16 protein-coding genes and 3 tRNA genes are annotated in these 24,325 nt (G+C 38.0%); 9 read left to right on the top strand and 10 right to left on the bottom strand.

Translation table 11 applies throughout. The features are described 5' to 3' along the window. Positions 1-26 precede the first annotated feature (26 nt). Positions 27-1,436 (bottom strand): YdgA family protein, encoded by a 1,410-nt coding sequence (locus tag JP36_RS10195; protein ID WP_039174395.1) that lies wholly within the window; start codon positions 1,434-1,436, stop codon positions 27-29. A gap of 24 nt (positions 1,437-1,460) precedes the next feature. Then, positions 1,461-2,774 (bottom strand): serine dehydratase subunit alpha family protein, encoded by a 1,314-nt coding sequence (locus JP36_RS10190; protein ID WP_039174393.1) that lies wholly within the window; start codon positions 2,772-2,774, stop codon positions 1,461-1,463. Between the two features lie 312 nt (positions 2,775-3,086). Between JP36_RS10190 and dnaK the strand changes: the two genes are divergently transcribed. Together dnaK and dnaJ are read left to right on the top strand one after the other, a co-directional pair. Further along, complete coding sequence (gene dnaK, locus JP36_RS10185) at positions 3,087-5,006, top strand: molecular chaperone DnaK (protein ID WP_013745419.1); 1,920 nt, start codon at positions 3,087-3,089, stop codon at positions 5,004-5,006. Positions 5,007-5,132: 126 nt separating this feature from the next. Beyond that, on the top strand, positions 5,133-6,254 hold the full coding sequence (gene dnaJ, locus JP36_RS10180; RefSeq protein ID WP_039174390.1) for a molecular chaperone DnaJ: 1,122 nt from the start codon (positions 5,133-5,135) through the stop codon (positions 6,252-6,254). Positions 6,255-6,310: 56 nt separating this feature from the next. Here the strand turns inward: dnaJ and uvrB are convergent, their stop codons facing one another. Continuing rightward, positions 6,311-8,350 (bottom strand): excinuclease ABC subunit UvrB, encoded by a 2,040-nt coding sequence (uvrB, locus tag JP36_RS10175; RefSeq protein ID WP_156106942.1) that lies wholly within the window; start codon positions 8,348-8,350, stop codon positions 6,311-6,313. Between the two features lie 171 nt (positions 8,351-8,521). Between uvrB and JP36_RS10170 the strand changes: the two genes are divergently transcribed. Beyond that, entirely contained in the window at positions 8,522-9,535 is a 1,014-nt protein-coding gene (locus tag JP36_RS10170; RefSeq protein ID WP_039141536.1) for a YeiH family protein, read from the top strand. Between the two features lie 328 nt (positions 9,536-9,863). On the opposite strand, the gene treR is transcribed toward JP36_RS10170, so the two are convergent. From treR to rsuA, 3 genes are read right to left on the bottom strand one after another with little or no spacing between them, the layout of a single operon-like run. After that, positions 9,864-10,814 (bottom strand): trehalose operon repressor TreR, encoded by a 951-nt coding sequence (gene treR, locus JP36_RS10165; RefSeq protein WP_039174386.1) that lies wholly within the window; start codon positions 10,812-10,814, stop codon positions 9,864-9,866. Beyond that, on the bottom strand, positions 10,811-12,007 hold the full coding sequence (locus JP36_RS10160) for a Bcr/CflA family multidrug efflux MFS transporter (RefSeq protein WP_039174385.1): 1,197 nt from the start codon (positions 12,005-12,007) through the stop codon (positions 10,811-10,813). Before JP36_RS10160 ends, treR begins: the two co-directional genes overlap by 4 nt. A 28-nt stretch (positions 12,008-12,035) precedes the next feature. After that, complete coding sequence (gene rsuA / locus JP36_RS10155; RefSeq protein ID WP_039174384.1) at positions 12,036-12,740, bottom strand: 16S rRNA pseudouridine(516) synthase RsuA; 705 nt, start codon at positions 12,738-12,740, stop codon at positions 12,036-12,038. A gap of 463 nt (positions 12,741-13,203) precedes the next feature. On the opposite strand from rsuA, the gene JP36_RS10150 reads away from it, so the two are divergent. Next, entirely contained in the window at positions 13,204-15,474 is a 2,271-nt protein-coding gene (locus JP36_RS10150) for an NADP-dependent malic enzyme (protein ID WP_039174383.1), read from the top strand. A 532-nt stretch (positions 15,475-16,006) separates the two neighbouring features. On the opposite strand, the gene JP36_RS10140 is transcribed toward JP36_RS10150, so the two are convergent. Together JP36_RS10140 and JP36_RS10135 are read right to left on the bottom strand one after the other, a co-directional pair. Then, complete coding sequence (locus tag JP36_RS10140; protein ID WP_039174380.1) at positions 16,007-16,699, bottom strand: Sir2 family NAD-dependent protein deacetylase; 693 nt, start codon at positions 16,697-16,699, stop codon at positions 16,007-16,009. Between the two features lies 1 nt (position 16,700). Then, entirely contained in the window at positions 16,701-17,522 is an 822-nt protein-coding gene (locus tag JP36_RS10135; RefSeq protein ID WP_039174378.1) for a Cof-type HAD-IIB family hydrolase, read from the bottom strand. Positions 17,523-17,664: 142 nt separating this feature from the next. Between JP36_RS10135 and cpdB the strand changes: the two genes are divergently transcribed. Then, on the top strand, positions 17,665-19,587 hold the full coding sequence (gene cpdB, locus JP36_RS10130; RefSeq protein ID WP_039174420.1) for a 2',3'-cyclic-nucleotide 2'-phosphodiesterase: 1,923 nt from the start codon (positions 17,665-17,667) through the stop codon (positions 19,585-19,587). A 58-nt stretch (positions 19,588-19,645) separates the two neighbouring features. Here cpdB and JP36_RS10125 read toward each other — a convergent pair whose 3' ends face one another. Continuing rightward, the gene (locus JP36_RS10125; RefSeq protein WP_209434491.1) at positions 19,646-21,028 is read right to left on the bottom strand and encodes a Do family serine endopeptidase; all 1,383 of its coding nucleotides are present in this window, start codon (positions 21,026-21,028) and stop codon (positions 19,646-19,648) included. Positions 21,029-21,211: 183 nt separating this feature from the next. Then, the gene (gene hemL / locus JP36_RS10120; RefSeq protein ID WP_039174373.1) at positions 21,212-22,498 is read right to left on the bottom strand and encodes a glutamate-1-semialdehyde 2,1-aminomutase; all 1,287 of its coding nucleotides are present in this window, start codon (positions 22,496-22,498) and stop codon (positions 21,212-21,214) included. A gap of 159 nt (positions 22,499-22,657) precedes the next feature. Here hemL and wecA point away from each other — a divergent pair, with 159 nt between their 5' ends. The 4 genes from wecA to JP36_RS10100 all read left to right on the top strand — a co-directional run bounded on the left by wecA (position 22,658) and on the right by JP36_RS10100 (position 24,308). Continuing rightward, on the top strand, positions 22,658-23,737 hold the full coding sequence (gene wecA, locus JP36_RS10115) for a UDP-N-acetylglucosamine--undecaprenyl-phosphate N-acetylglucosaminephosphotransferase (RefSeq protein WP_039135719.1): 1,080 nt from the start codon (positions 22,658-22,660) through the stop codon (positions 23,735-23,737). Positions 23,738-24,027: 290 nt separating this feature from the next. Continuing rightward, a tRNA-Arg gene (locus tag JP36_RS10110) sits at positions 24,028-24,104 on the top strand. 40 nt (positions 24,105-24,144) lie between these two features. Next, a tRNA-His gene (locus tag JP36_RS10105) sits at positions 24,145-24,220 on the top strand. 11 nt (positions 24,221-24,231) lie between these two features. Further along, positions 24,232-24,308, top strand: a tRNA-Pro gene (locus tag JP36_RS10100). Positions 24,309-24,325: the final 17 nt, after the last annotated feature.

Genomic DNA, 24,325 nt, shown 5'->3' with positions numbered 1-24,325 from the left:
TTTTTTAAAAGGAAGACAGTGTTATATCAAAATAATGAGATTAATAAAAATGCTAAAGCTTCTTTTGGTATTTGCTGTTGGTTAAGATAAAGTTCTCCCTCTTTTTGTTCTAAATTGAGCTGATATGCATTTTTTGTTTCAAGCAAAATGCCTTGTGTCACCTGTTGTTGCAGTTTTGTTTGCAGGATCTGTTGCAGTCTTTCCGGATTAATTGGTTCAACTTGTTTATTGTTCTCAAATATTTTGTTCATTGCGGTCGCATAATTATTAATAACCCCATTTAAGAACGGTTTTTCGAGATTTAAATGAATATTCAATGAATCAAAAAATTGATCCGGTAAGCCTTGTGTTAGATTGGCCACGGCTTGTGGTGCTGTCTGAATATTAGCCTTCAATGTTGCTTCTCCATCACTATTTTTCAATGATAATGGTGCAATCACTAATTGTGGTTGTTGATTAAATAAATTAGTGAGTGAATTATGAAGTCGAGTTTGATCTTCCTTTAAACTGGCATCGAACAAATTATCTAAATCGGCACCGCTTAAATGTTTGAATTGTAATTTTAGGGTTTGTGAATAAAGTGATTGTTCATTCATTAATACATCTGCAATATCACCGTCTATATCAATAGCATAAAAGTTTCCATCTTGTGTTAATTTCACGGTGCTGCTTTGATCTTTTGAGATATTGCTGACATAGGCGGAGTTTGCCTGAGATCTAAAGTTAAACTCGGCACGTTTTATTGTGGTTTTGATGTCACCGATCGGCAAATAGCGTAAATTGGTTAATTTTAATTTTCCTTCGGAAGTTAAGCCTTGTATTAAAATGTTGCTATCAATATTTTTTTGTTCCGATTGTAAAATAAAACGGAAATCATCTAAGTTAATTGAATAGTGAATATTTTTCGCCTGATCCAATTTAAGTTTGTATTCACCGCCGGACCAAACAATTTTATTTTCATCGGATTGGTATTCACCCGGTGAAAAATGAAAATTCAGATCCATAGCTTGTTGATAATCTATATCAATTTTTAATGTAAAAGGGTTGGCAGCGACGTAATTTTTTTCGCCGTTTTTCAAGTAGAAAGGCAAGTTTTTGTTTTGATTATCGGTTTGCAACGTTGATTCACTGGAAGCCATCACTGGCAGCAGTTTGAACTGACTTAATTTATTAAGCGGCAATGGGCCGTGATAAATTTTAGTTTGAATCGGATAACTATATTCATCAATATTAAGTTGATATTGAAGATCACTGAAAAAAAAGTGGCGTTCTAGCTGTACATCATCAATTTTGATCCAACCTTGTTGGTTGATGTCGTCAATTTGTTTGAGATATTGTTCTTCAATTTTTGAGCCCGTATACCAAGTGCCGCCAAGCCAGACGGCACTTATCGCAGCTAAGGCGACAACAGTAATAGTGAGTGATTTTTTTTGCATAATTTTTCCTTGTAAACGAGTGGTTTATTTGCATTGATTTTGCGGTTTATTCGCCATAATTTCAATGATTTGAAAATCAGTATGCTGCATACTTTTACAAGCAATAGCGCATAAATTATCAATGCTGCGATCAATAGTATGTTCAACAATCCCTTCATCACCTGTTACGCCAGTTCTATTAATTGCCATTAGAACTGCTTTATAGGCAGAGGTGACACTAGTTGATACTTTCATCGCACAGCTGTTGGCAGCACCATCACACAACATTCCGCTGATATCTCCAATCATACTGCTAATTGCCATTGCGGCAGTATCAAATTTATTGGTGAGTAGATAAGATATGCCGGCACAGCTTCCCATTGCCGCAGTCGTTACCGCACAAAGAGCGGATAGCTTAGGTAATTTGCTGTGAATAAAAATCGCGATTAAATGTGATAAAAACAGTGCGCGCGTACGCTGTTCACCGTCAATATTGAGATGATTGGCGACAACAACAACCGGCATAGTGGCGGTTATTCCTTGATTCCCGGAACCTGAATTGCTCATTGCCGGTAACGTTGCACCACCCATACGTGCATCAGATGCAGCGGTTGTTTGAATCATTATACGGGAGAGCAGATCATCAGAAAGCAAGCCATCGCCGATATGTTTTTGTAAGGTACGACCAATATGTAAACCGTAATCTTGTCGTAAACCTTCTTGAGATAAGGCGGCGTTAAGTATTTCTGCCTGATTAATAAAAGTGATTTTTTCTAAGTCGACCTGCATTGAGAAGTCGAAAATATCTTTTGCATTAAGTTGATTAAAAATGTGATGCTGCGAAGCGTCATCTATTGTTTGAATTGGGTTTTGATACAATATCTGACCATTTTTTTCAATGGAAGTAATGCGAGTGTGTTGTTCTTCAATGATGACGCGAACCCAGTCGTTTCCGCTATAAAGTGTTGATTCTGCATATAAAATATGATCAGTTTGCTTAATGGTAACAGCAACGACACCGGTTTGTAGCAACTGTTTTGCCTTTTCAACCTGTTGAGATGTAATATTTTTTAGCACTTCTAAACCGCTATCAGCATTGCCTCCAATGGCACCAATAGCGGCAGCAATTGGTAAGCCCACCATTCCGGTGCCGGGAACAGAAACCCCTAATCCATTTTTCATTAAGTTCGGCGATACTTTTGCTTCGATTCTTTCAATGTTGTTGTGTCCTAGATATTTTGCTGCAGTAGCGGATGCTAACGCCAATGAGATCGGTTCGGTACAACCAAGTGCTGGTACAACATCTTGCTTAACGATTTGAATAAGAGTGTGTTCAAACGGTTGTAAGTGTGAATCCATAAAATCCTCATTAAATGTGATGGTGTTATTGTCGATCAGATAATTTCGTTGATAAATATACACGTTAATCAAGCAGCTGCTAAGCCCTAACTACAATTTAACATCAAGAAAAATGGTATTGATGAAAAAAAATTAAAAAAATTTTTAAAGTTGCCCTTGAAAATTGGATTTTAAGTTCAATTTATTGTGGCACGAATGATGTGGGTTCTATGAAAGACTGAGGATTAATAAAAAATTATCCCTTGTAAATTTTAGAATGAACCCTATTTAGTCGATGTTAAAAACGAATTTAAAATCAGGAGAATAAAGATTATGGGAAAAATTATTGGTATTGACTTAGGTACAACAAATTCATGTGTGGCAGTGATGGATGGCGATAAACCGCGTGTTATTGAAAATGCGGAAGGCGATCGTACAACTCCTTCTATCATTGCTTATACTCAAGACGGCGAAACATTAGTTGGTCAACCAGCTAAACGCCAAGCGGTAACTAATCCGAAAAATACACTATTCGCAATTAAACGTTTGATTGGTCGTCGTTTTACTGATGATGAAGTCCAACGTGATGTCAGCATTATGCCGTTTGATATTGTTAAAGCAGATAATGGTGATGCGTGGGTAGAAGTGAAAGGTGAAAAAATGGCGCCTCCTCAAATTTCTGCTGAAGTATTGAAAAAAATGAAGAAAACAGCAGAAGATTTTTTAGGCGAACCGGTTACTGAAGCAGTAATTACTGTACCTGCTTACTTTAATGATGCTCAACGTCAAGCAACTAAAGATGCAGGTCGAATTGCAGGCTTAGATGTTAAACGTATTATTAACGAACCAACAGCAGCAGCATTAGCTTATGGCTTAGATAAAGGTAAAGGTAACCATACTATTGCAGTATATGACTTAGGTGGTGGTACATTTGACTTATCTATTATCGAAATTGATGAAGTAGATGGTGAAAAAACGTTTGAAGTATTAGCAACCAATGGTGATACTCACTTGGGTGGTGAAGACTTTGATAACCGAGTAATTAATTACTTAGTTGATGAGTTCAAAAAAGAACAGGGTATTGATTTACGCAATGATCCGTTAGCAATGCAACGTTTGAAAGAGGCTGGTGAAAAAGCGAAGATCGAACTTTCTTCAGCACAACAAACAGACGTGAATTTACCGTATATCACAGCGGATGCGACAGGACCAAAACATTTAAATATCAAATTAACACGTGCAAAATTGGAATCTTTAGTTGAAGACCTAGTTGCAAAATCAATGGATCCAATCCGTGTTGCTTTGAAAGATGCTGGTTTAAGCGTATCAGACATTGATGACGTGATCTTAGTCGGTGGGCAAACTCGTATGCCATTAGTTCAACAAAAAGTGGCTGAATTCTTCGGTAAAGAACCTCGTAAAGATGTGAACCCAGATGAAGCGGTGGCTATTGGTGCAGCAGTACAAGGTGGTGTTTTGGCAGGTGATGTGAAAGATGTGTTGTTATTAGATGTAACCCCGCTTTCATTAGGTATCGAAACAATGGGTGGTGTGATGACTACCTTAATTGAGAAAAATACAACAATTCCAACTAAGAAATCACAAGTGTTCTCAACCGCTGAAGATAACCAAAGTGCAGTAACTATTCATGTGTTGCAAGGTGAACGTAAACGTGCGGCAGACAACAAATCACTTGGTCAGTTTAATTTGGAAGGTATTAACCCGGCACCTCGTGGTATGCCACAGATCGAAGTGACTTTTGACATTGATGCGGACGGTATTATCCACGTTTCTGCGAAAGATAAAGGTACAGGTAAAGAACAACAAATCACTATTAAAGCCTCTTCCGGTTTAAGTGATGAAGAAATTCAACAAATGGTGCGTGATGCAGAAGCAAATGCTGAAGCTGACCGTAAATTTGAAGAGTTAGTTCAAGCTCGTAACCAAGCAGATCACTTGGTTCACACTACTCGTAAACAGTTGGGTGAAGTAGGTGCAAATCTTGCAGCAGACGATAAAGCAGCGATTGAAAAAGCAGTAAATGAACTTGAAACTGCGGCGAAAGGCGAAGATAAAGCAGAAATTGAAGCAAAAACTCAAGCTTTGATTCAAGCAGCAGAAAAATTAATGCAAGCTGCTCAACAGCAAGCACAAGCCGGTCAGGCTCAGCAACAACAAGCACAAAGCGGTGCGAAAAATAACGGCGATGATGTCGTAGATGCTGAGTTTGAAGAGGTTAAGGATAATAAATAATCTATCCTCCTGATGTAGCGGTTTGAGTTTTTTGAGCTGCTACAATTTACCCCATGGGCGACGGCTAAACACCTCGCCCTTTTACTGTATTCAAAGGTTAATAATCAACTAAAAGTAGGATAACGAATGGCAAAGCGTGATTATTATGAAGTGTTAGGCGTTTCAAAATCGGATGATGAAAAAGCAATTAAGAAAGCTTATAAACGCTTGGCAATGAAATTTCACCCAGACCGTAATCCCGGCGATAAAGAAGCAGAAGCGAAATTTAAAGAAGTTCAAGAAGCTTATGAAGTATTAGGCGACAAAGAAAAACGTGCTGCCTATGATCAATATGGACACGCCGCTTTTGAACAAGGTGGTGCTGGTGCTGGCGGATTTGGAGGTGCGGATTTCGGGGATATTTTTGGTGATATTTTCAGTGATATGTTCGGTGGTGGTAGAAGCCGTCAACGAGTCGTGAGAGGTGAGGATTTACGTTACGACTTGGAACTTACGCTTGAAGAAGCTGTAAAAGGTGTTACTAAAGATATTAGAATTGCAACTTTGGCAACTTGTGATAGTTGTCACGGTTCTGGTGCTAAAGCCGGTTCAAAAGTGGATACCTGTAGTTATTGTCACGGTTCCGGTCGTATTCGCCGTCAAAGTGGTTTCTTCGTGCAGGAACAGACCTGCCCTCATTGTCACGGTACAGGTAAAATAATTGAACAACCTTGTGATACTTGTCATGGTGACGGACGAGTGCATAAATATAAAAATCTTTCTGTTAAAGTGCCGGCAGGAGTGGATACTGGAAGTCAGCTTCGCTTAAGCGGTGAAGGTGCAGCAGGTGAGAATGGCGCACCGGCAGGTGATCTTTATGTGGTAATTCACGTAAAAGAACACGATATTTTTCAACGTGACGGTAATAATCTTTATTGTGAAGTGCCGATCAGTTTTACTTTAGCTGCATTAGGTGGTGAAATTGAAGTTCCGACATTAGATGGCAAAGTAAAATTAAAAATTCCGGAAGAAACTCAAACAGGTAAATTATTCCGTTTACGTGGTAAAGGTGTCACTTCGACACGTTCTCACTATCAAGGTGATTTAATTTGTCGTGTGATTGTAGAAACACCGGTTAAGTTAAATAAAGAACAGAAGGAATTGCTACAAAAATTTGAGAAGAGTTTAGAAGGACGCAATCAGCATCGCCCCAAGGAAAAAGGCTTTTTAGATGGTGTAAAACGTTTCTTCGATAATTTAGGTAAATAATTTTATTATTAGAAATTGAAACCCGTAGGTTGGAAAACTTACGGGTTTTTTATTAATTAATCGCCTTGTAGCGTTATAAAACGATCACGCAGAGCGTGAAGTTGATCTCTTGTTTGAGCAGCTTTTTCAAATTCTAAATCCTGAGCAAATTTATACATCTGTTGTTCAAGGTGTTTAATCTGTTTTTGTAGATCTTTAGCATTATCAAGCATTTCATAACTTGCCACCGGTTCAGCAGCTTTTGGTAAACGTTGCTTTTTGGCTTTCTGATTGGCACTTTGACCAATATCCAAAATTTCACCGATTTTTTTATTCAGTGCTTTCGGTACGATACCGTGTTGCTCATTATAAGCCTGCTGTTTTTGACGGCGGCGCTCGGTTTCATCAATGGCTTTTTGCATTGATGGTGTGATGCGATCGGCATAAAGAATGGCTTTACCGTTTAAGTTACGCGCTGCACGACCGATTGTCTGAATCAACGAGCGTTCGGAACGTAAAAAGCCCTCTTTATCTGCATCCAAAATAGCAACCAAAGAAACTTCCGGCATATCTAAGCCCTCCCGTAACAAGTTGATTCCTACTAAGACATCAAACTCACCGGCACGAAGATCTCGGATAATTTCAACTCGTTCAACTGTATCAATATCTGAATGTAAATAGCGAACTAATACTCCGTGTTCTGCCAGATAATCGGTTAAGTCTTCCGCCATTTTTTTCGTTAAAGTCGTTACTAGTACACGTTCATTTTTTTCAACGCGTAAGCGAATTTCAGAAAGTAAATCGTCAACTTGAGTTCCTACCGGACGAACTTCAATTTCAGGATCTAATAAGCCGGTTGGACGAACGACTTGATCTATAATTTCATCACCGGATTTTTCTAGCTCATAAGGTCCGGGGGTTGCTGAAACATAGATGGTTTGTGGGGCGAGGCGTTCAAACTCTTCAAAACGTAATGGGCGGTTGTCTAATGCTGAAGGCAGACGAAAACCGTATTCAACTAAAGTTTCTTTTCTTGAGCGATCACCTCTATACATACCACCGATTTGTGGAACAGTAACGTGTGATTCATCGATAATTAATAAGCCATCATTCGGAATGTAATCGAACAGTGTCGGTGGTGGCTCACCCTCTTTACGCCCAGAAAGGTAACGTGAGTAGTTTTCTATTCCGGAGCAGTAACCTAATTCGTTCATCATTTCAATATCGAATTGTGTTCGTTGAGTAATGCGTTGTTCTTCAAGCAATTTATTCTCTTTGATGAAATATTCTCTGCGTTGAGCCAACTCCAGTTTGATTTGTTCAATAGCCTCTAAAATACGTTCTCTAGGTGTGACATAGTGTGTTTTTGGATAAACAGTATAACGTGGCACAGCACCGAAAGAGCGATTGGTCAGTGGATCGAATAGACTTAATCGTTCAATTTCATCATCAAAAAGTTCTACGCGTAAGGCTATATCATCTGATTCCGCTGGGAATATATCAATCACTTCACCGTGAACGCGGAATGTACCGCGCTGAAAGGCGTGATCATTGCGAGTATATTGTAAGGAGGCAAGATGAGAGAGGATTTCTCGTTGATCAATAATTGCGCCAGTTTGTAGATGTAACATCATTTTTAGATAAGAGTCTGGATCACCCAAACCGTAAATAGCAGAAACAGAGGTTACCACGATGGTATCCCGTCTTTCCAAAAAAGATTTTGTTGCAGAAAGTCGCATTTGTTCAATTTGATCATTAATCGAGGCATCTTTTTCAATAAAAGTGTCGCTTGCAGGTACATAGGCTTCCGGTTGATAGTAATCATAGTAGGAAACGAAATATTCAACTGCATTTTCTGGGAAGAAAGCTTTCATTTCAGCATAGAGCTGGGCGGCTAATGTTTTATTTGGAGCAAAAATCATTGCTGGACGATTTAATTGTGCAATGACATTAGCAATAGTAAAGGTTTTACCAGAACCAGTTACACCAAGCAGTGTTTGGTGTGCTAGACCGTCATTTAAATTTTCCACCAGTTTAGCGATGGCTGTGGGTTGATCGCCGGAAGGTTTGAAGTCTGAATGTAAAATAAAAGGCTTACTGTTCTTTTTCATAATCAATTTAACAATAAAAGTTGTGAGCGGATTTTAACATATATCACGATTGAGCTGAATTAATACGTAATCACCACATTTTTTCAAAAAAGTAGATCCCTTTTGGGGAGTAGCTTGCTAAAATAACAACCCCCTTAATTTAGTGTATTTATTACATTTTCCTTTTGGATTCATAATATGAAAATTATGTCTTTAATTCCTGGTTTATTGCTTTCTGGAGCAGTGACCGCAGTAGCATTTACTCTTAATTATTTCGGCATCGGTAGTTCAATTGGTATTAGTGCATTAACTTTTGCCATTTTGATAGGGATGCTTGTTGGAAATACGATTTACCCTAATATTGCCCAAGTATCACACGAAGGCGTTAATTTTTCTAAAGGTATTTTACTGAGAGCGGGTATTATTCTGTATGGTTTCCGCATCACATTTCAACAAATTGGTTCAGTGGGGATTAATGCCATTGTAACAGACGCAATTATGTTGATTTCTACTTTCTTTATTACTTGCTGGTTGGGGCGAAAGTGGCTAAAAATTGATAAAGAAATCACTTATTTATGTGCGACTGGCGCCAGTATTTGTGGGGCTGCTGCGGTGATGGCGGCGGAACCTGTGGTCAAAGCACAATCGCATAAAGTATCGGTAGCTATCGCTACAGTTGTGATTTTCGGTACGTTGGCAATGTTTGCCTACCCAATGTTATATCCGTTGTTAAGCCACTATATCAGTGAATATCAATTTGGGATTTATATTGGTTCGACCGTACACGAAGTAGCACAGGTTTATGCTGCAGGACAGAATATCAGTAACCAAGTGGCGGATAGTGCTGTGATTACCAAAATGATTCGTGTAATGATGTTAGCGCCATTCTTATTAGCATTATCATTTTCATTAAGTCGTAATCAAGTATCAAGTGAATCAAGAAAAATTAATATTCCTTGGTTTGCGGTTTGGTTTGTTTTAGTTGCCGTTTTAAATTCATTCCCAATTATTCCCGAAGTGATTACACATTGGTTGGTTGAATTGGATACTTTATTGTTGATGATGGCAATGTCAGCATTAGGATTAACAACACATATTGATGCGATTAAAAAAGCGGGCGCAAAACCGCTTATTTTAGGTTTAATTATATTTTTCTGGTTATGTATCGGCGGTTTTGTAGTTAACCTTGTCAGTGAAAGTATTTTTAATTAAGTTAAGTTTTAGTGAACAGGAATGGAGCGGAAACGCTCTATTCTTTTTAGCTTTTTTTTCAGGAATATAACTAAAAAATAATAAGTTTTGCACAGACTTATTTTTGTCAAGTTTTTTTTGTTTTATTTTTTTCTAAAAAATATAATCTTTTCTGGATTTTTATTAACTTATTGATTTATAAATAAATGTTATTTTGCAATCAAATTTGTTTCAGTTAATAAAACTCCTTATAAACTAAGGGTTAAGCGTTTTTTTCTAAAAGTATTCCACAAAGTTATCTACAGGTTGTGTGGATAGAAAATGATTCCGATAAAGTTGAAAGAACAGGTTAATTTTCAAGTAAATGACAGGGTAAGCAGAAGGATTTTATCTCTTTACCGCCATCTAACAAATAAAGAAGCTGAGAAACTGCTTTTTCACCTGCTTGTTGAAAACCTAAATCGATCATTAAAGTTTGTGGAAATAGAAAGCTCAAGAGTGGATTATTGCCGACACTGGCAACATAAATATGTGTTAGCTGTTGTTGTTGTAAATATTTGATTGCACCTAATGCAAGGTTATTAGTGGCACAGACTAAGGCGCTATATTTGTGAAAATCGATTTGTTGTGCAAGTTGATAACCGCTTTCAAAACTTAGATCTCCTTGCAAATCAAGAATTGGAAATTGATGTTGATGACAAAACGATAAATAAGCGTGATGACGCAGAAAACCAGTGGTAGTGTCATTGTCGTCAACACCAATATAAGCGATAGCCTGATGATTTTTTTGTAATAATGTCTGCATTAATTGTTGCACTGCACTGTGATCATCATAATAAATGGAGGTGATTCCCGGATGATTACGAGCGATAATCACCAAATTTTGTTGCCAGCTGCTTAGATCGAGTTGTTCAATACTGGAAAAGCTGAATAAGATAACGCCGTCAACTGCTTTTTGTCGAAAAAGCGTTAAATGATCCAGCACTAATTTTTCATCAAAACGACTCTCAACGATGATAGGCTCACAATGTGCAGCATAAAGTAGTGGCAGTATTGCGGATAACACCTGATTTTCTGCGCTTGATGTCAGGCGAGAAACAATAATGCCAATAATCCTATTGCCTTGTCCTCGCATTGCACGTGCGGAATTGGATGGCAAAAATCCTTGTTCAGCAATTATCTTTTCCACTTTAGCTCGAGTTTTATCGCTGACTTTCGGATCTTGATTCAATACACGTGAAACGGTGGATTTTCCTACACCGCTCAAACGTGCAATATCTTTGATAGTGAGTCTTGTCATTTCTGTAAGTTTCGATAGGTTAATAGCCAATAACCGAGAACTGCAATAGTAATACATACGATCATTGTTGCCAACATCGGAGTGGCGCTGGTTACAGGAACTAGAGCCAATACAGAACCGATTATTGCACCGCCACCGAAACGGAGTGTGCCTAATACAGAATTTGCTGTGCCGGCAATACGTCCAAAATGTTCCAGAATTAAAGCGGCAGCATTAGCACCGATAGTCGAGTTCATTCCAATAAACCAAGCAATACCAAGTGCCATAGACCAAAAACCGAGATCAAAAATTGCCACAATAAATAACCACAAACCGGCAGCAGCTTGCATTGCTAAACCGAATTGTAACATTTTTTCTGCACCTACTTTGCTAACAATTTTACCGTTAATAACAGTGAAACAAGCCATAATTGCAATATTTAGCATAAAGAAATAACCGAAATTTTCGACTTTTACGCCATAAATATCGATATAGACAAGAGAACCTGATGTTAAAAAGGCAAATAAACCGCCGAATGAGAAAGTGGAAACGATCAAATAACCTAGTACTTCTTTGTGTCTTAATACACTCCAGAATTGGCGTAGGATATTGCGTAAAGAGAAATGTTGTCGTTTTTCAACTTGCAATGTTTCTGGAATTCTCCACCAAAACAGTAAACCACTGATGATGCCTACAATAACTAAAAGATAGAAAATGGAGTGCCAATGGAAATATTGCACTAAATAACCACCTAGAATTGGCGCAAGTAACGGGGCTATCATTAATACTAAAGTGATTAATGACATCATTTTGGAAAAATCATTTTTACTGAATAGATCTCGTAGTAATGCTCCCAGTACAACAACCGGTGCAGCACCAAAAAATCCTTGTATTAAGCGTAAACCAATAAAATGATGAATATTATTAATTTGTGTGAGCCCGAATGCAGCAATGGTAGTAATACTTAAACCAAATAAAATAACTGGCTTACGTCCGATGCTATCTGCGATCGGTCCCCAAATTAACTGTCCAATTCCCATTCCTAAGGTAAACATAGTTAATGTATATTGTACTTGACTGGAGGGAACATTTAAGTCGCGTGAAATATTAAGAAATGCTGGAAGATACATATCAATCCCCAGCGGAGGCATCATTGATAATAGCCCCAAAATTAAAACAAATGCAAAATTAATTTTTACTTTTTTATTTCTCACATAAACCTCCTTTTATTTATCTTGTTTTTTATTTTAAGAAAAATTGAACCTCCGCATCAGTCAATGCACGATATTGACCTTCTTCTAATTGCGAATCCAAGATGATTTGACCAATTTTCCAACGATGTAATTTGATTACTTTATTTCCAAGAGCAGCGAACATTCGTTTTACTTGGTGGTATTTACCTTCAATAATAGTTAAATTCAAATTGTAATCATCAATTATTTCAATTTGTGCCGGCTTAGTTGGTTGTTTTTCTCCTCGTAAAAGAATACCTTGCATACATTGTTCAACATAAAAATCTTCAATAGGGTCTGATAATGTTACCAAATAAGTTTTTTCACAATGATATTTAGGAGATGTAATACGATGAGACCACTGTCCATCATCTGTGAGTAGTACTAATCCTGTGGTATCAACATCCAGACGTCCGGCAGTGTGTAGTCGAGTTGAAAGAGGATAATCAAAAAATTGATAAACAGTAGGGTACTCACCATCATCGTGAGAGCAAATATAACCTTCAGGTTTAAACAATAAAAAGTATTGATTACCAATTGTCCACTCCAGTAAGGTTCCATCAAATTCTACTTGATCTTCTGGTGAAATTTTTAATGCACCGTCTTTAATAACCTGTTGATTTACTTTAACTAAATTTTGGCGTAATGCTTTTGTCGCCTGTGAACGGGATAATCCTGTGTATTCAGAGAGAAATTTATCTAAACGTTGTTTCATTTAATTAACCTTATTGATTGGTATTACCCCTTTAATAGGAATAAAATGAGTTAGAAAAGTTTGTTTTAAATATGACTTTGTGATCTTATTTAGGTTGTAATGGATTTCAAAAGCAAAATCGCTCATTTTATACATACAAAGAAAGCGGTATTTTAACACTGTTTGTTAAAAATGTGGCATAGCTCACAGCATTCTTAAGAAATAGATTTATAATAACAAATGGATTTTTTAGTGAGTGAGTTCTATTTTTAGGGTAACCAATAATAATCCAATCTCCGCTGTAATCTCCAAAGGCGGTCAACAATCAACAAAATAGATAAAGGTATAGCGATAGACTTTGATGTTCTATTAAAGCCTGTCATTATGACAGCACAGTGGATTGCCTCTCAACTTCAAATTGCCATTCGCAGTAAGTAAAGTGGTAAATCTCTTGCGAAAAATAACATATTAATAAGGATAGATTATGGACGAAAAACTACGCCAGGCGGCATTAGACTTTCACCAATTTCCAATTCCGGGAAAAATAGAAGTGACACCAACTAAATCATTAGCGACGCAGCAAGATCTTGCATTAGCTTATTCGCCTGGTGTTGCTGAGCCTTGTTTAGAAATTGAGAAAGATCCGGCAAATGCGTATAAATATACCGCAAGGGGTAACCTAGTTGCAGTGATTTCCAACGGAACTGCAGTATTAGGATTAGGTAATATCGGAGCGTTGGCAGGTAAACCAGTAATGGAGGGCAAAGGAGTACTCTTCAAAAAGTTTGCTGGAATTGATGTGTTTGATATTGAGGTTAATGAAACTGATCCAGATAAATTAATTGACATTATTGCAGCATTAGAACCTACTTTTGGCGGTATTAATCTTGAAGATATTAAAGCACCGGAATGTTTCTATATTGAAAAGAAATTACGCGAAAGAATGAAAATTCCGGTCTTCCACGATGATCAGCACGGTACAGCTATTATTTGTGCAGCTGCTGTGCTTAATGGGCTACGTGTAGTGAATAAAGATATTAAACAGGTAAAAGTAGTGGCTTCCGGTGCTGGGGCATCGGCAATTGCTTGTTTGAATTTAATGGTTGCTTTAGGCATTGAGAGAAAAAATATTACAATTTGCGATTCAAAAGGTGTAGTTTATAAAGGTCGTGGAGACCATATGGATGAAACCAAACAGGCTTATGCAGTTGAAGATAACGGTGCGCGTACATTGGCGGATGCGTTGCCAAATGCGGATATTTTCTTAGGCTGTTCAAAAGCGGGTGTATTGACTCCGGAAATGTTGAAAACTATGGCGTCTAATCCATTGATTTTAGCTTTAGCAAATCCTGTTCCGGAAATTCTTCCACCAGTTGCTAAAGCAGCTCGTGCAGATGCGATTATCTGTACCGGTCGTTCTGATTTTCCTAATCAAGTGAATAATGTTCTCTGTTTTCCATTTATTTTCCGTGGTGCATTAGATGTACACGCCACCACCATCAATGAAGAGATGAAATTGGCGGCAGTTCGAGCAATTGCAGACCTAGCATTGGCGGAACAGAGTGATGTTGTTTCTTCTGCTTATGCAGAAAATGAAGTCTCATTCGGGCCTGAATACTTAATTCCAAAACCATTCGATCCACGTTTGATTGTTAAGATAGCTCCGGCTGTTGCAAAAGCAGCAATGGATAGTGGAGTAGCACAAAAACCGATTACTGATTTTGATGCTTATGTTGATGAGCTTACTCAATTTGTTTACAAAACCAATTTATTTATGAAGCCGGTATTTGCTCAGGCTAAAAACAATAAAAAACGTGTTATTTTAGCTGATGGTGAAGAGCCTAGAGTGTTGCACGCTGTGCAAGAAATAAGTAGTTCAGAAATTGCTTATCCAATCCTAATTGGTAGACCGGCGGTGATTGAGCAAAGAATTAAGCGTTTAGGCTTGAAAATTGTTGCCGGTAGAGACTTTGATATTGTCAATAATGATCAGGATCACCGCTATACACAAGGTTGGCAAACCTATTATGACATTATGAAACGCAAAGGCGTTACACCTGCCTTGGCTCGTCAACGTTTGATTTCTGACCGTACTGCGATTGCAGCAACCTTATTGCAACTTGGTGAAGCAGATGCGATGATTTGTGGGCTAGTTGGCTCTTATCGTGAACATCTTCATACGTTACGTGATGTGCTTGGCGTGGCGGATGGCGTGCATACCCTTGGAGCGGTAAGCAGTTTAGTATTGCCGACAGGTAACGTTTTCATTGCAGATACTTTTGTAAACGAAAATCCTACTGCGGAAGAATTGGCGGAAATCACTATTATGGCGGCGGAAGAAGTGAAATCTTTCGGTATTGAACCACAAGTGGCGTTATTATCTAATTCAAATTACGGCTCATCTAGTAGCCCGAATGCTATTAAAATGCGTAAAGTGCTTGAATTGGTTCAAGAACGCCGCCCGGATATTATTATTGATGGTGAAATGCACGGCGATATTGCTTTATCAGAGCAGCTTCGCAAAGATATTATGCCGGATAGTCCGTTAAAAGGTGCAGCCAACTTGTTAATTATGCCAAGTATGGAATCAGCACGTATTAGTTATAATCTGCTTCGTGCTACTACTACTGCAATCACTGTTGGGCCAATGTTGATGGGATTGAAGAAATCTGCTCATATCCTTACTCCGGTGTCTTCAGTACGCCGTATTATCAATATGGTGGCAGTTGCAGCAGTCCAAGCGCAGAAGAAATAAACGCATCAGTTAAATAACAAAAAGCGGAATTTCTAAAGAGTTCCGCTTTTTGCGAACTTTCCCTAATTAAAGAAATAATTACCATTCAAAGCCGTAGGCAGCACCAACCATTATATCTTTTTTCCTAAGATATATTTCTATTGCTCTTGCAACTGCGATATAACGATGAGAACCTTTATCTACATTATCAAATTTATTATTGGATATTCTGAATATGATTGCTGTTTTCTGCCATACATATGTCAGTAGCGTGTAGTTGAGTTCCATTTATAGTATCAGTGGCGTTTGCATTAACTGATCCTGCTACTAGTTAGATTTGTACTTCTATTTTTAATGAAATACTGTATTGATTTTGGAATTTTGCATTTGTACAGCAGTAGATTGATTGCAATATAACTGTCTATTTTTGAAATAGTACTGATTTTCACCTCACTATCTCAATTATTAAAATGAGCAAGTCCAGCCGGATTTATTATTGGACTCACTCATTCAGTGTTGTAGACAATCAGCGGATTTGTTTACAGAAAATGGATTATAATTTAGTCATTAACAATTCTCTTACAACCTGAACGACACCTTCGGTTGCTTTTTGGGTAATGATATTTACTGGACGTTGGAGAAAGCCGATGTTTGGATTTGGGTCGATAAGATAGATCTTTGCACTTCGTTTCGCTTCGTGTACTAACCCATTGGCAGGGTAAACTTGTAATGAAGTGCCGATCACCAACAGAATATCTGCATTGGCAACAGTATCTATCGCCGGTTCTAACATTGGTACACTTTCGCCAAAAAAGACAATGAATGGGCGCATTAAGTGTCCATTAGGATCTTTGTCGGTAATCAATTGATCTTTATAACACGGAACAATATAGTCTGGATCAAAACTACTTTGCGCTTTATTTAACTCACCGTGTAAATGAAGCACATTTTTGCTGCCAGCACGTTCGTGCAGATCGTCAACGTTTTGCGTAATAATTCTGACATCATATTTCTGTTCTAATTCCACCAGGGCGAGATGTGCGGCATTGGGCTGTGCTGCCGCAGCATTGCGACGGCGTTCGTTGTAAAAGTCGAGTACTTTTTGTGGGTTTCGTTCCAGCGCTTCAGGAGTACAAACTTCTTCCACTCTGTGACCTGCCCATAAACCGTCTTCAGCTCGGAAAGTAGGTAATCCACTTTCAGCACTGATTCCAGCTCCGCTTAATACGGCACAAATTGGTTTCATTTTATTCACCTTTTTGATTTAAAATAAATTTTTCAATAACTTCAGCAACGCCGGAATTAAGGTTGTCGGCAGTAATATAATCAGCAATTGCCTTTATCTCATCGGTTGCGTTACCCATTGCCACCCCTAAACCTGCATATTCGATCATATGAAAATCATTGCCGGCATCACCGATACAAATAATTTCATCGGCAGTAAATCCAAGATGTTGCGCTAATTTTTCAATGCCACTTCCTTTATTGGCAGTTAAAGGTAAGAACTCTAAGAAAAATGGCGTACTGCGAACAATGGTATATTGTTCGGCAATATTTTCAGGAAGTTTGGCTAATGCAGCGTCTAACTTTTCCGGTGTATCTACCCACATCGTTTTAATGATCGGTTCTTCATCAGGAATTTTTGAAAAATCAATAATATGTAAGGGGATATGATTAATTTCCGCATCGTGTCGGCTGTATTGATTTTCTTGAGGCGTGATAAGACCACGTGATTCAGAAAAGGTGTGACAGAAAACACCAAATTTTTGTGCATAATTGGTTAGCATTTTGCAATCTTTTCCGCTCATTTCCTGACGGGTAATAATTTTGCCATCGCTACGTTGCACTAAAGCTCCATTGAAACAGAGAACATAATCTTCTTCATCTAATAAGCCAAGTTGTTGCAGATAAGGTTGTAAGCCTTCTAAAGGACGACCGGAAGCCAACACAATTTTTACGCCCGCTTTTTTTGCGGATTGAATAGCTTGTTGGTTACGCTCACTGATTTTCTTTTGTTTATCGAGCAGTGTGCCATCCATATCTGTTGCTAGTAATTTATATTTTGTCATACAGTTTCCTTGTGCTAAGTCATTTTAATTATTGAACTTTGTTTATTCTGCGTTGCCTTTGGCATAAAATCAACACGCTTTTTAATTTGTTTTTTTAGAGAGAAAAAGGATGAAATTTTCATTGAAACCCGTTTTTTGGGCAATGTTTGGCAGCGCATTGATGAGTGCTTATGCAACAGCTGCAGAATTAAATTTGCGTGTGATTGAAACCACAGATTTGCACGCCAATATGATGGACTATGATTATTATAAAGATGCGCCTTCCAGTGCATTAGGATTGGTTAGAGCTGCCGATTTAGTGATGAAAGCTCGCCAACAGGTGAAAAATAGTGTATTGGTGGATAACGGAGATCTTATTCAAGGTAGTCCGATGGGGGATTATGCTGCGGCAGAAGGCTTAAAAAAAGGTGATATTCATCCAGTTTTTAAAGCAATGAATTTATTGAAATATGATGTCGGTAATATTGGAAATCACGAGTTTAATTATGGTTTAGATTTCTTGAAAAAAGCGTTGGCAGGCGCTAAATATCCTTATGTTAATGCCAATGTATTTGATGCGAAAACCGGCAAACCATATTTTAAGCAGTATGTGATTAAGGATTATCAATTCACTGATTCGGATGGTAAGCAACAAAAAGTTAAAATCGGTTATATTGGATTTGTACCGCCGCAAATTATGACTTGGGATAAAAAGAATCTTGAAGGTAAAGTTATTGTCAAGGATATTACCGAAACAGCAAAAATGCTTGTGCCGGAAATGAAATCAAAAGGTGCGGATGTTATTGTTGCAGTAGCACATTCTGGTGTTTCTAGTGAACCTTATCAAGCGTTAGCAGAAAATTCTGTTTATTATTTATCTCAAGTGAAAGGTATTGATGCGATTGCTTTTGGTCATTCTCACGCAGTCTTCCCAAGTAAAGAATTTGCTGGTATTCCGGGTGCGGATATTGTTACCGGAACTATCAATGGCATTCCGGCAGTAATGCCAGGTCGTTGGGGCAGTCACGTTGGTGTGATTGATTTAACGTTAAGTAACAATAGTGGTAAATGGGTTGTGCAACAAGCAAAAGCGGAAGCAAGACCGATTTATGATGGAAAAAATAAGAAAGCATTGGCTGAAGAGTATCAACCGATTGTAAAAGCGTTGGCAACAGATCATAGAAATACGCGTGATTATGTGAATCAACCGATCGGTAAAGCGGATGGTAAAATGTATAGTTATCTCGCCTTAGTACAGGATGATCCGACAATTCAGATTGTTAATCAGGCGCAACAGGACTATGTCAAACGTTTTGTGCAAGGTGATCCTGATTTAGCAAAATTACCGGTTTTATCTGCTGCAGCACCGTTTAAAGTGGGTGGACGTAAAAACGATCCGACAAACTTTACTGAAGTGGAAGCAGGACAGTTAAGTTTCCGCAATGCGGCGGATCTTTATTTGTATCCGAATACTTTGGTAGCCGTAAAAGTGAATGGTGAGCAGGTGCGTGAATGGTTGGAATGTTCTGCGGGGCAGTTTAATCAGATCGATCCGAATAAAGCAGAAAAACAGCCATTATTAAATTGGGATGGTTTCCGTACATATAATTTTGATGTAATTGATGGTGTTAATTATCAAATTGATGTAACCCAACCGGCTCGTTATGATGGTGATTGTAAATTGATTAATCCACAAGCACATCGTATTACTGATCTTACTTTTAACGGCAAACCGATTGATCCGCAACAGCAATTCTTGTTAGCGACCAATAATTATCGTGCATTTGGTAATAAATTCCCTGGTACTGACGGCAGCCAAACAGCGTTCGCATCTCCTGATGAAAACCGTTCAATTTTGGCGGATTATATTCGTCGTGTCAGCAAAGAACAGGGAGAAGTTAAATCAACAGCAGACAATAATTGGCGATTAAAATCTATTCCAAATAATAAAGCGGAAATTGTATTTGAAACATCTCCATCAGAAAAAGCAGCGGAGTTTATTCAAAAACAAGTGCAATATCCGATGAAAAATGTTGGTCAGGATGAAAATGGTTTTGCAATCTATCAGATTGATTTAAAACCATAATATTGGAACTCTTTAATAAAAAAGCTCACCGTAACGGTGAGCTTGGATTAAGGAGAATTTAGCGAATAAAGAGGTAGAAATTATTGTTGCCACGAATAATATTGAGTGCAATAGCGGCTGGTTTGCCATCTAAAATTTTGCGTAATTCTCCAATATTATTAATTTGATGACGGTTTATTCCAATAATAATATCTCCCTTCTTCAATCCTAATTGATCCGCTTTTGAATTAGGTTTCACTTCAGCAATTACCACACCTTTTTGATCTTTCTCGTGGTAATTCTTTAAGTCAGCACCATCTAAATTAGAAATGACGCTGTTACCACTGGCTAAAGATTCATTATCCGCTTGCAATTTCACTTTGACAGTATTGGATTTACCGTCACGTAGATAGGTGATTTCCATCTCTTTGCCGGCACCGGTCGTTGCAATTTTAGCGCGTAATTCAGAGAAACTATTGATATTTTGTCCATTTAATCCAGTGATAATATCACCTGCTTTTAATCCAGCTTTTGCAGCAGCAGAATCCGGAAGCACTTCACTAATAAAAGCACCTTTTTGTGCTTTAACATCGAATGCTTTGGCAAGATCTGCATTCAATTCACCACCTTTAATGCCTAAAACACCGCGTTTGACTTGACCGAATTCGATAATCTGTTGAGCCAAACTGTTTGCCATATTGCTTGGAATCGCAAATGCAATACCAACATTACCACCACTTGGGGCGATAATAGCAGTATTAATACCGACCAATTCACCTTTTAAGTTAAGTAACGGTCCGCCGGAATTACCACGATTGACCGCAGCATCAGTTTGAATGTAATTCTGATAGCTGTTGGTATCATCATCAGCTACACGCCCTAAAGCAGAAATAATACCTGAAGTGACGGTTTGACCTAAACCGAAAGGATTACCAACGGCAATTACAAAGTCGCCGACTTTTGCTTTATCTGAATCAGCCATTTTTATTTGGGTGAGATCTTTGGCATTTTCTAATTGAATTAAAGCTACATCTGACATAGAGTCATTACCAAGTAATTTTGCTTTATATTCTCTACCGTCGCTGAGCGTAACAGTAATTTTATCAGCACCATCAACAACGTGATTGTTAGTCAAAACATAGCCTTTATCGGCATTAATAATCACACCTGATCCAAGCCCTTTAAATTGACGAGGTGAGCGATTCTTGAATTGATCTCCAAAGAAAAATTGAAATTCTGGTGGCAATTCAGGTAAGAGATTATTACTTGGACTGTTTCCAGCGGTTCCTTCCACCGAAATAGTGACAACAGCCGGAAGAACCTGCTCCAATACCGGAGCTAAACTTGGTGTTGAGGTATTTTCTAACACAGAAGTTGGAATATTAGCCTGTGTTGGCAATGAAGCACAGAAGATGCTTAATCCTAATGCAATACTGGTTAAAACGAATTTTTTCTTATTAATTTTCATTTAAAAATATCTCCTTAAAAAATAACTTTATACGAATTGTTATTCGCGCCATTAAGACAATCATTAAAAGGAAATGTTCCCCAAAAGCTGAAAAATTAATCAAAAATAGATAAAATAACTGTTTAGAGGTAAAGAAACGGTATAATGATTAACTATTATACCGTTAAGAAAAGAATGTTAATCTTTTAAGATTGAGAACGCCTTATCTGTAGCAGCTAAAGTTGCTTGAATATCTTGTGTGCTATGAGCAAGTGACATAAATCCGGCTTCAAAGGCAGAAGGAGCCAAATAAATTCCCTGTTCTAACATTAAGTGAAAGAATTTTTTGAATCGTTCTACATCACATTTCATTACTTCTTGATAACATTCTACTTTGTCTTGATCAGTAAAAAATAGCCCAAACATTCCACCAACATAATTGACAACGAAAGGAATTTGATGTTTTTTGGCGAGTGTTCTTAAACCTTCGGCTAATGTTTTTGTTTTTTCTGCAAGCAATTTCTCATTTTCTGGTTTTGCTAATTCTGTTAAACAGGCAATACCTGCCGCCATCGCGATTGGATTCCCTGATAATGTACCAGCTTGGTAAACAGGTCCGGTTGGAGCGATATACTGCATAATTTCTTTTTTACCACCGAATGCACCCACCGGCATTCCTCCACCGATGATCTTACCAAGTGTTGTTAAATCAGGTTTTACATCATAGTAAGATTGTGCGCCGGCAAGCGAAACTCGGAATCCGGTCATTACTTCATCAATAATTAATAATGCGCCGTATTGATCGCAAAGTTGGCGTAATCCTTGCAAAAAACCTGGTTTCGGAGGAACACAATTCATATTTCCAGCTACTGGCTCAACAATAATACAGGCGATTTCATTTGGATATTGTTTAAACATTTCCTCGACGGAGCTAAGATCATTATATGTGCAAGTTAAAGTATGTTTTGCAAAATCAGAGGGTACACCTGGCGAGCTTGGTTGACCTAGGGTTAACGCACCAGAACCAGCTTTAACTAATAAAGAATCTGCGTGTCCATGATAGCATCCTTCAAATTTGATAATTTTATCCCGTTTAGTGTAGCCTCTGGCCAGGCGAATAGCGGACATTGTTGCTTCAGTACCAGAGTTTACCATACGAACCATTTCGATTGAGGGTACTAAGCGGCACACTAATTCAGCCAATTCAATTTCTAATTCGGTTGGCGCACCGAAACTTAAACCGTTTTTAGCTGTTTCAATGACTGCATTAAGGATTGAAGGATGATTATGCCCCAAGACCATTGGTCCCCAAGAACCAACATAATCAATATACTGTTTACCTTCACTATCATAAAGATAAGCGCCTTGAGCGCGTTGGATAAAGACAGGTGTACCTGATACACCATTGAATGCACGAACAGGCGAATTGACTCCACCAGGAATAAATTGTTGTGCTTTTTCAAATAAAGTTACTGAAGATGTCATTGTTTTTCTCATTGTAGTTAAATGTGAGCAATATTGTACTTGAAATCAAAAGATAATGAAAAAAACAAATGTATTAAAAAGTGACTTTATGCTATTCTCATCAACCATTTTCAACCATCATTCAGCATTACAACTCGTATGTTAAGGGGTCTTTAAAATATGTGGCTGAGTTTTGTGTTAACGTTCTTAAGCTCATTTCTAGCATTAATTATTATGCGTCCATTAGCAGTGAAAATTGGGTTAGTAGATAAACCGAATTATCGAAAACGTCATCAAGGATTAATTCCTCTTATCGGAGGAATAGCCTTATTCATCAGTAACACTTGCTACTATCTCCTCGAGTGGAACGAAATGCGTTTGCCTTATCTCTATTTGAGTTGTGTCACTGTGTTATTAATTGTTGGCGTACTTGATGATCGTTTTGATTTAAGTCCTTTTTTGCGAGCTATTGTGCAAGCAATATTAGCTTTGTCGATGATCTATATCGGAGATCTGTCGTTAAATAACCTTGGAGAAATTATCGGCCCGTTTCAGATCACATTAGGAACTGCTGGGGTTGTAATTACCGTGTTTGCAACTATTGCCATTGTGAATGCCTTTAATATGATTGATGGCATAGATGGTCTGCTTGGGGGCTTATCCAGCGTTTCATTTGCAGCAATTGGTATTTTATTGGTATTGGATGGACAGATGGATTTGGCAGCGTGGTGTTTTGCACTTATTTTATGCTTAATCCCTTATATTTTATTTAATATGTCAGTGTTTGGTATCAAAAATAAAGTGTTTATGGGAGACTCGGGAAGTACTCTAATCGGTTTTACTATGATTTGGATTTTGTTATTGAGTACACAAGGACATGGGCATCCAATTAAACCAATTACTGCACTTTGGCTGATTGCAATTCCTCTGATTGATATGATTTGTGTGGTCATCAGAAGATTAAAGAAAAAGAAAAGCCCTTTCCGTCCTGATCGTTTGCATGTACACCATTTAATGGTAAGAGCGGGTTTAACTTCTCGACAAGCATTTGCCGTTATTACATTGATGGCGGCAGTGTGTGCAGGATTTGGTATTTTAGGGGAAATTTACTATATTAATGAATGGCTAATGTTTTTCGGATTTATTGTATTAATATTTTTATACGGCTATTCAATTACTCGAGCTTGGCGAGTTACACGTTTTATCAGAAGAATACAGCGTAGATGGAGAAAAGCGAAAGGTTTGGTAAGTAAAAAATAGAAGAGCTAAGGTGATGTGAGTATGAAAAACAGAAAACATCACCTTTTTCTTATCTAATATTTCCCTTATTCATCCAGAAAAATAGAAAACTTTCTTTTCTGTTTGTGCCGTTATGTTCGATTTAATTCATTAAAATGATAAAAATAAGAATGTTCTGAGCATTTATTATTAAGGAAATGACTAAAAAATATCAATAAAGAGTAAAATATCATCAAACAAAAAAAAATTAAAAAAAAAGCTAGACAGGCTATCTGAAAGCCATTAATATACGCCCCGCAACGACGCGATGAGCGCTCGTAGCTCAGTTGGATAGAGCGTTGGCCTCCGGAGCCAAAGGTCTCAGGTTCGAATCCTGTCGAGCGCGCCAGCTCGGTTGGATTAGGTAAATGCAATATCTAAAATCTATGGTGGCTATAGCTCAGTTGGTAGAGCCCCGGATTGTGATTCCGGTTGTCGTGAGTTCGAGTCTCATTAGCCACCCCATTAATATAAATCGGCGAGTAGCGCAGTTTGGTAGCGCAACTGGTTTGGGACCAGTGGGTCGTAGGTTCAAATCCTATCTCGCCGACCATTTTTTGTTCTTTAAAA

Origin of the sequence: Gallibacterium genomosp. 1 (assembly GCF_000771875.1) — a bacterium.
Classification (GTDB): Bacteria; Pseudomonadota; Gammaproteobacteria; order Enterobacterales; family Pasteurellaceae; genus Gallibacterium.
This window is presented reverse-complemented; position numbering and strand designations above follow the sequence as displayed.

Bases quoted from the DNA above. Each gene is read 5' to 3' on its own strand.
- JP36_RS10195 (WP_039174395.1), bottom strand. From the start codon at position 1,436: ATGCAAAAAAAATCACTCACTATTACTGTTGTCGCCTTAGCTGCGATA.
- JP36_RS10190 (WP_039174393.1), bottom strand. From the start codon at position 2,774: ATGGATTCACACTTACAACCGTTTGAACACACTCTTATTCAAATCGTT.
- dnaK (WP_013745419.1), top strand. From the start codon at position 3,087: ATGGGAAAAATTATTGGTATTGACTTAGGTACAACAAATTCATGTGTG.
- dnaJ (WP_039174390.1), top strand. From the start codon at position 5,133: ATGGCAAAGCGTGATTATTATGAAGTGTTAGGCGTTTCAAAATCGGAT.
- JP36_RS10170 (WP_039141536.1), top strand. From the start codon at position 8,522: ATGAAAATTATGTCTTTAATTCCTGGTTTATTGCTTTCTGGAGCAGTG.
- treR (WP_039174386.1), bottom strand. From the start codon at position 10,814: ATGACAAGACTCACTATCAAAGATATTGCACGTTTGAGCGGTGTAGGA.
- rsuA (WP_039174384.1), bottom strand. From the start codon at position 12,740: ATGAAACAACGTTTAGATAAATTTCTCTCTGAATACACAGGATTATCC.
- JP36_RS10150 (WP_039174383.1), top strand. From the start codon at position 13,204: ATGGACGAAAAACTACGCCAGGCGGCATTAGACTTTCACCAATTTCCA.
- JP36_RS10140 (WP_039174380.1), bottom strand. From the start codon at position 16,699: ATGAAACCAATTTGTGCCGTATTAAGCGGAGCTGGAATCAGTGCTGAA.
- JP36_RS10135 (WP_039174378.1), bottom strand. From the start codon at position 17,522: ATGACAAAATATAAATTACTAGCAACAGATATGGATGGCACACTGCTC.
- cpdB (WP_039174420.1), top strand. From the start codon at position 17,665: ATGTTTGGCAGCGCATTGATGAGTGCTTATGCAACAGCTGCAGAATTA.
- hemL (WP_039174373.1), bottom strand. From the start codon at position 22,498: ATGACATCTTCAGTAACTTTATTTGAAAAAGCACAACAATTTATTCCT.
- wecA (WP_039135719.1), top strand. From the start codon at position 22,658: ATGTGGCTGAGTTTTGTGTTAACGTTCTTAAGCTCATTTCTAGCATTA.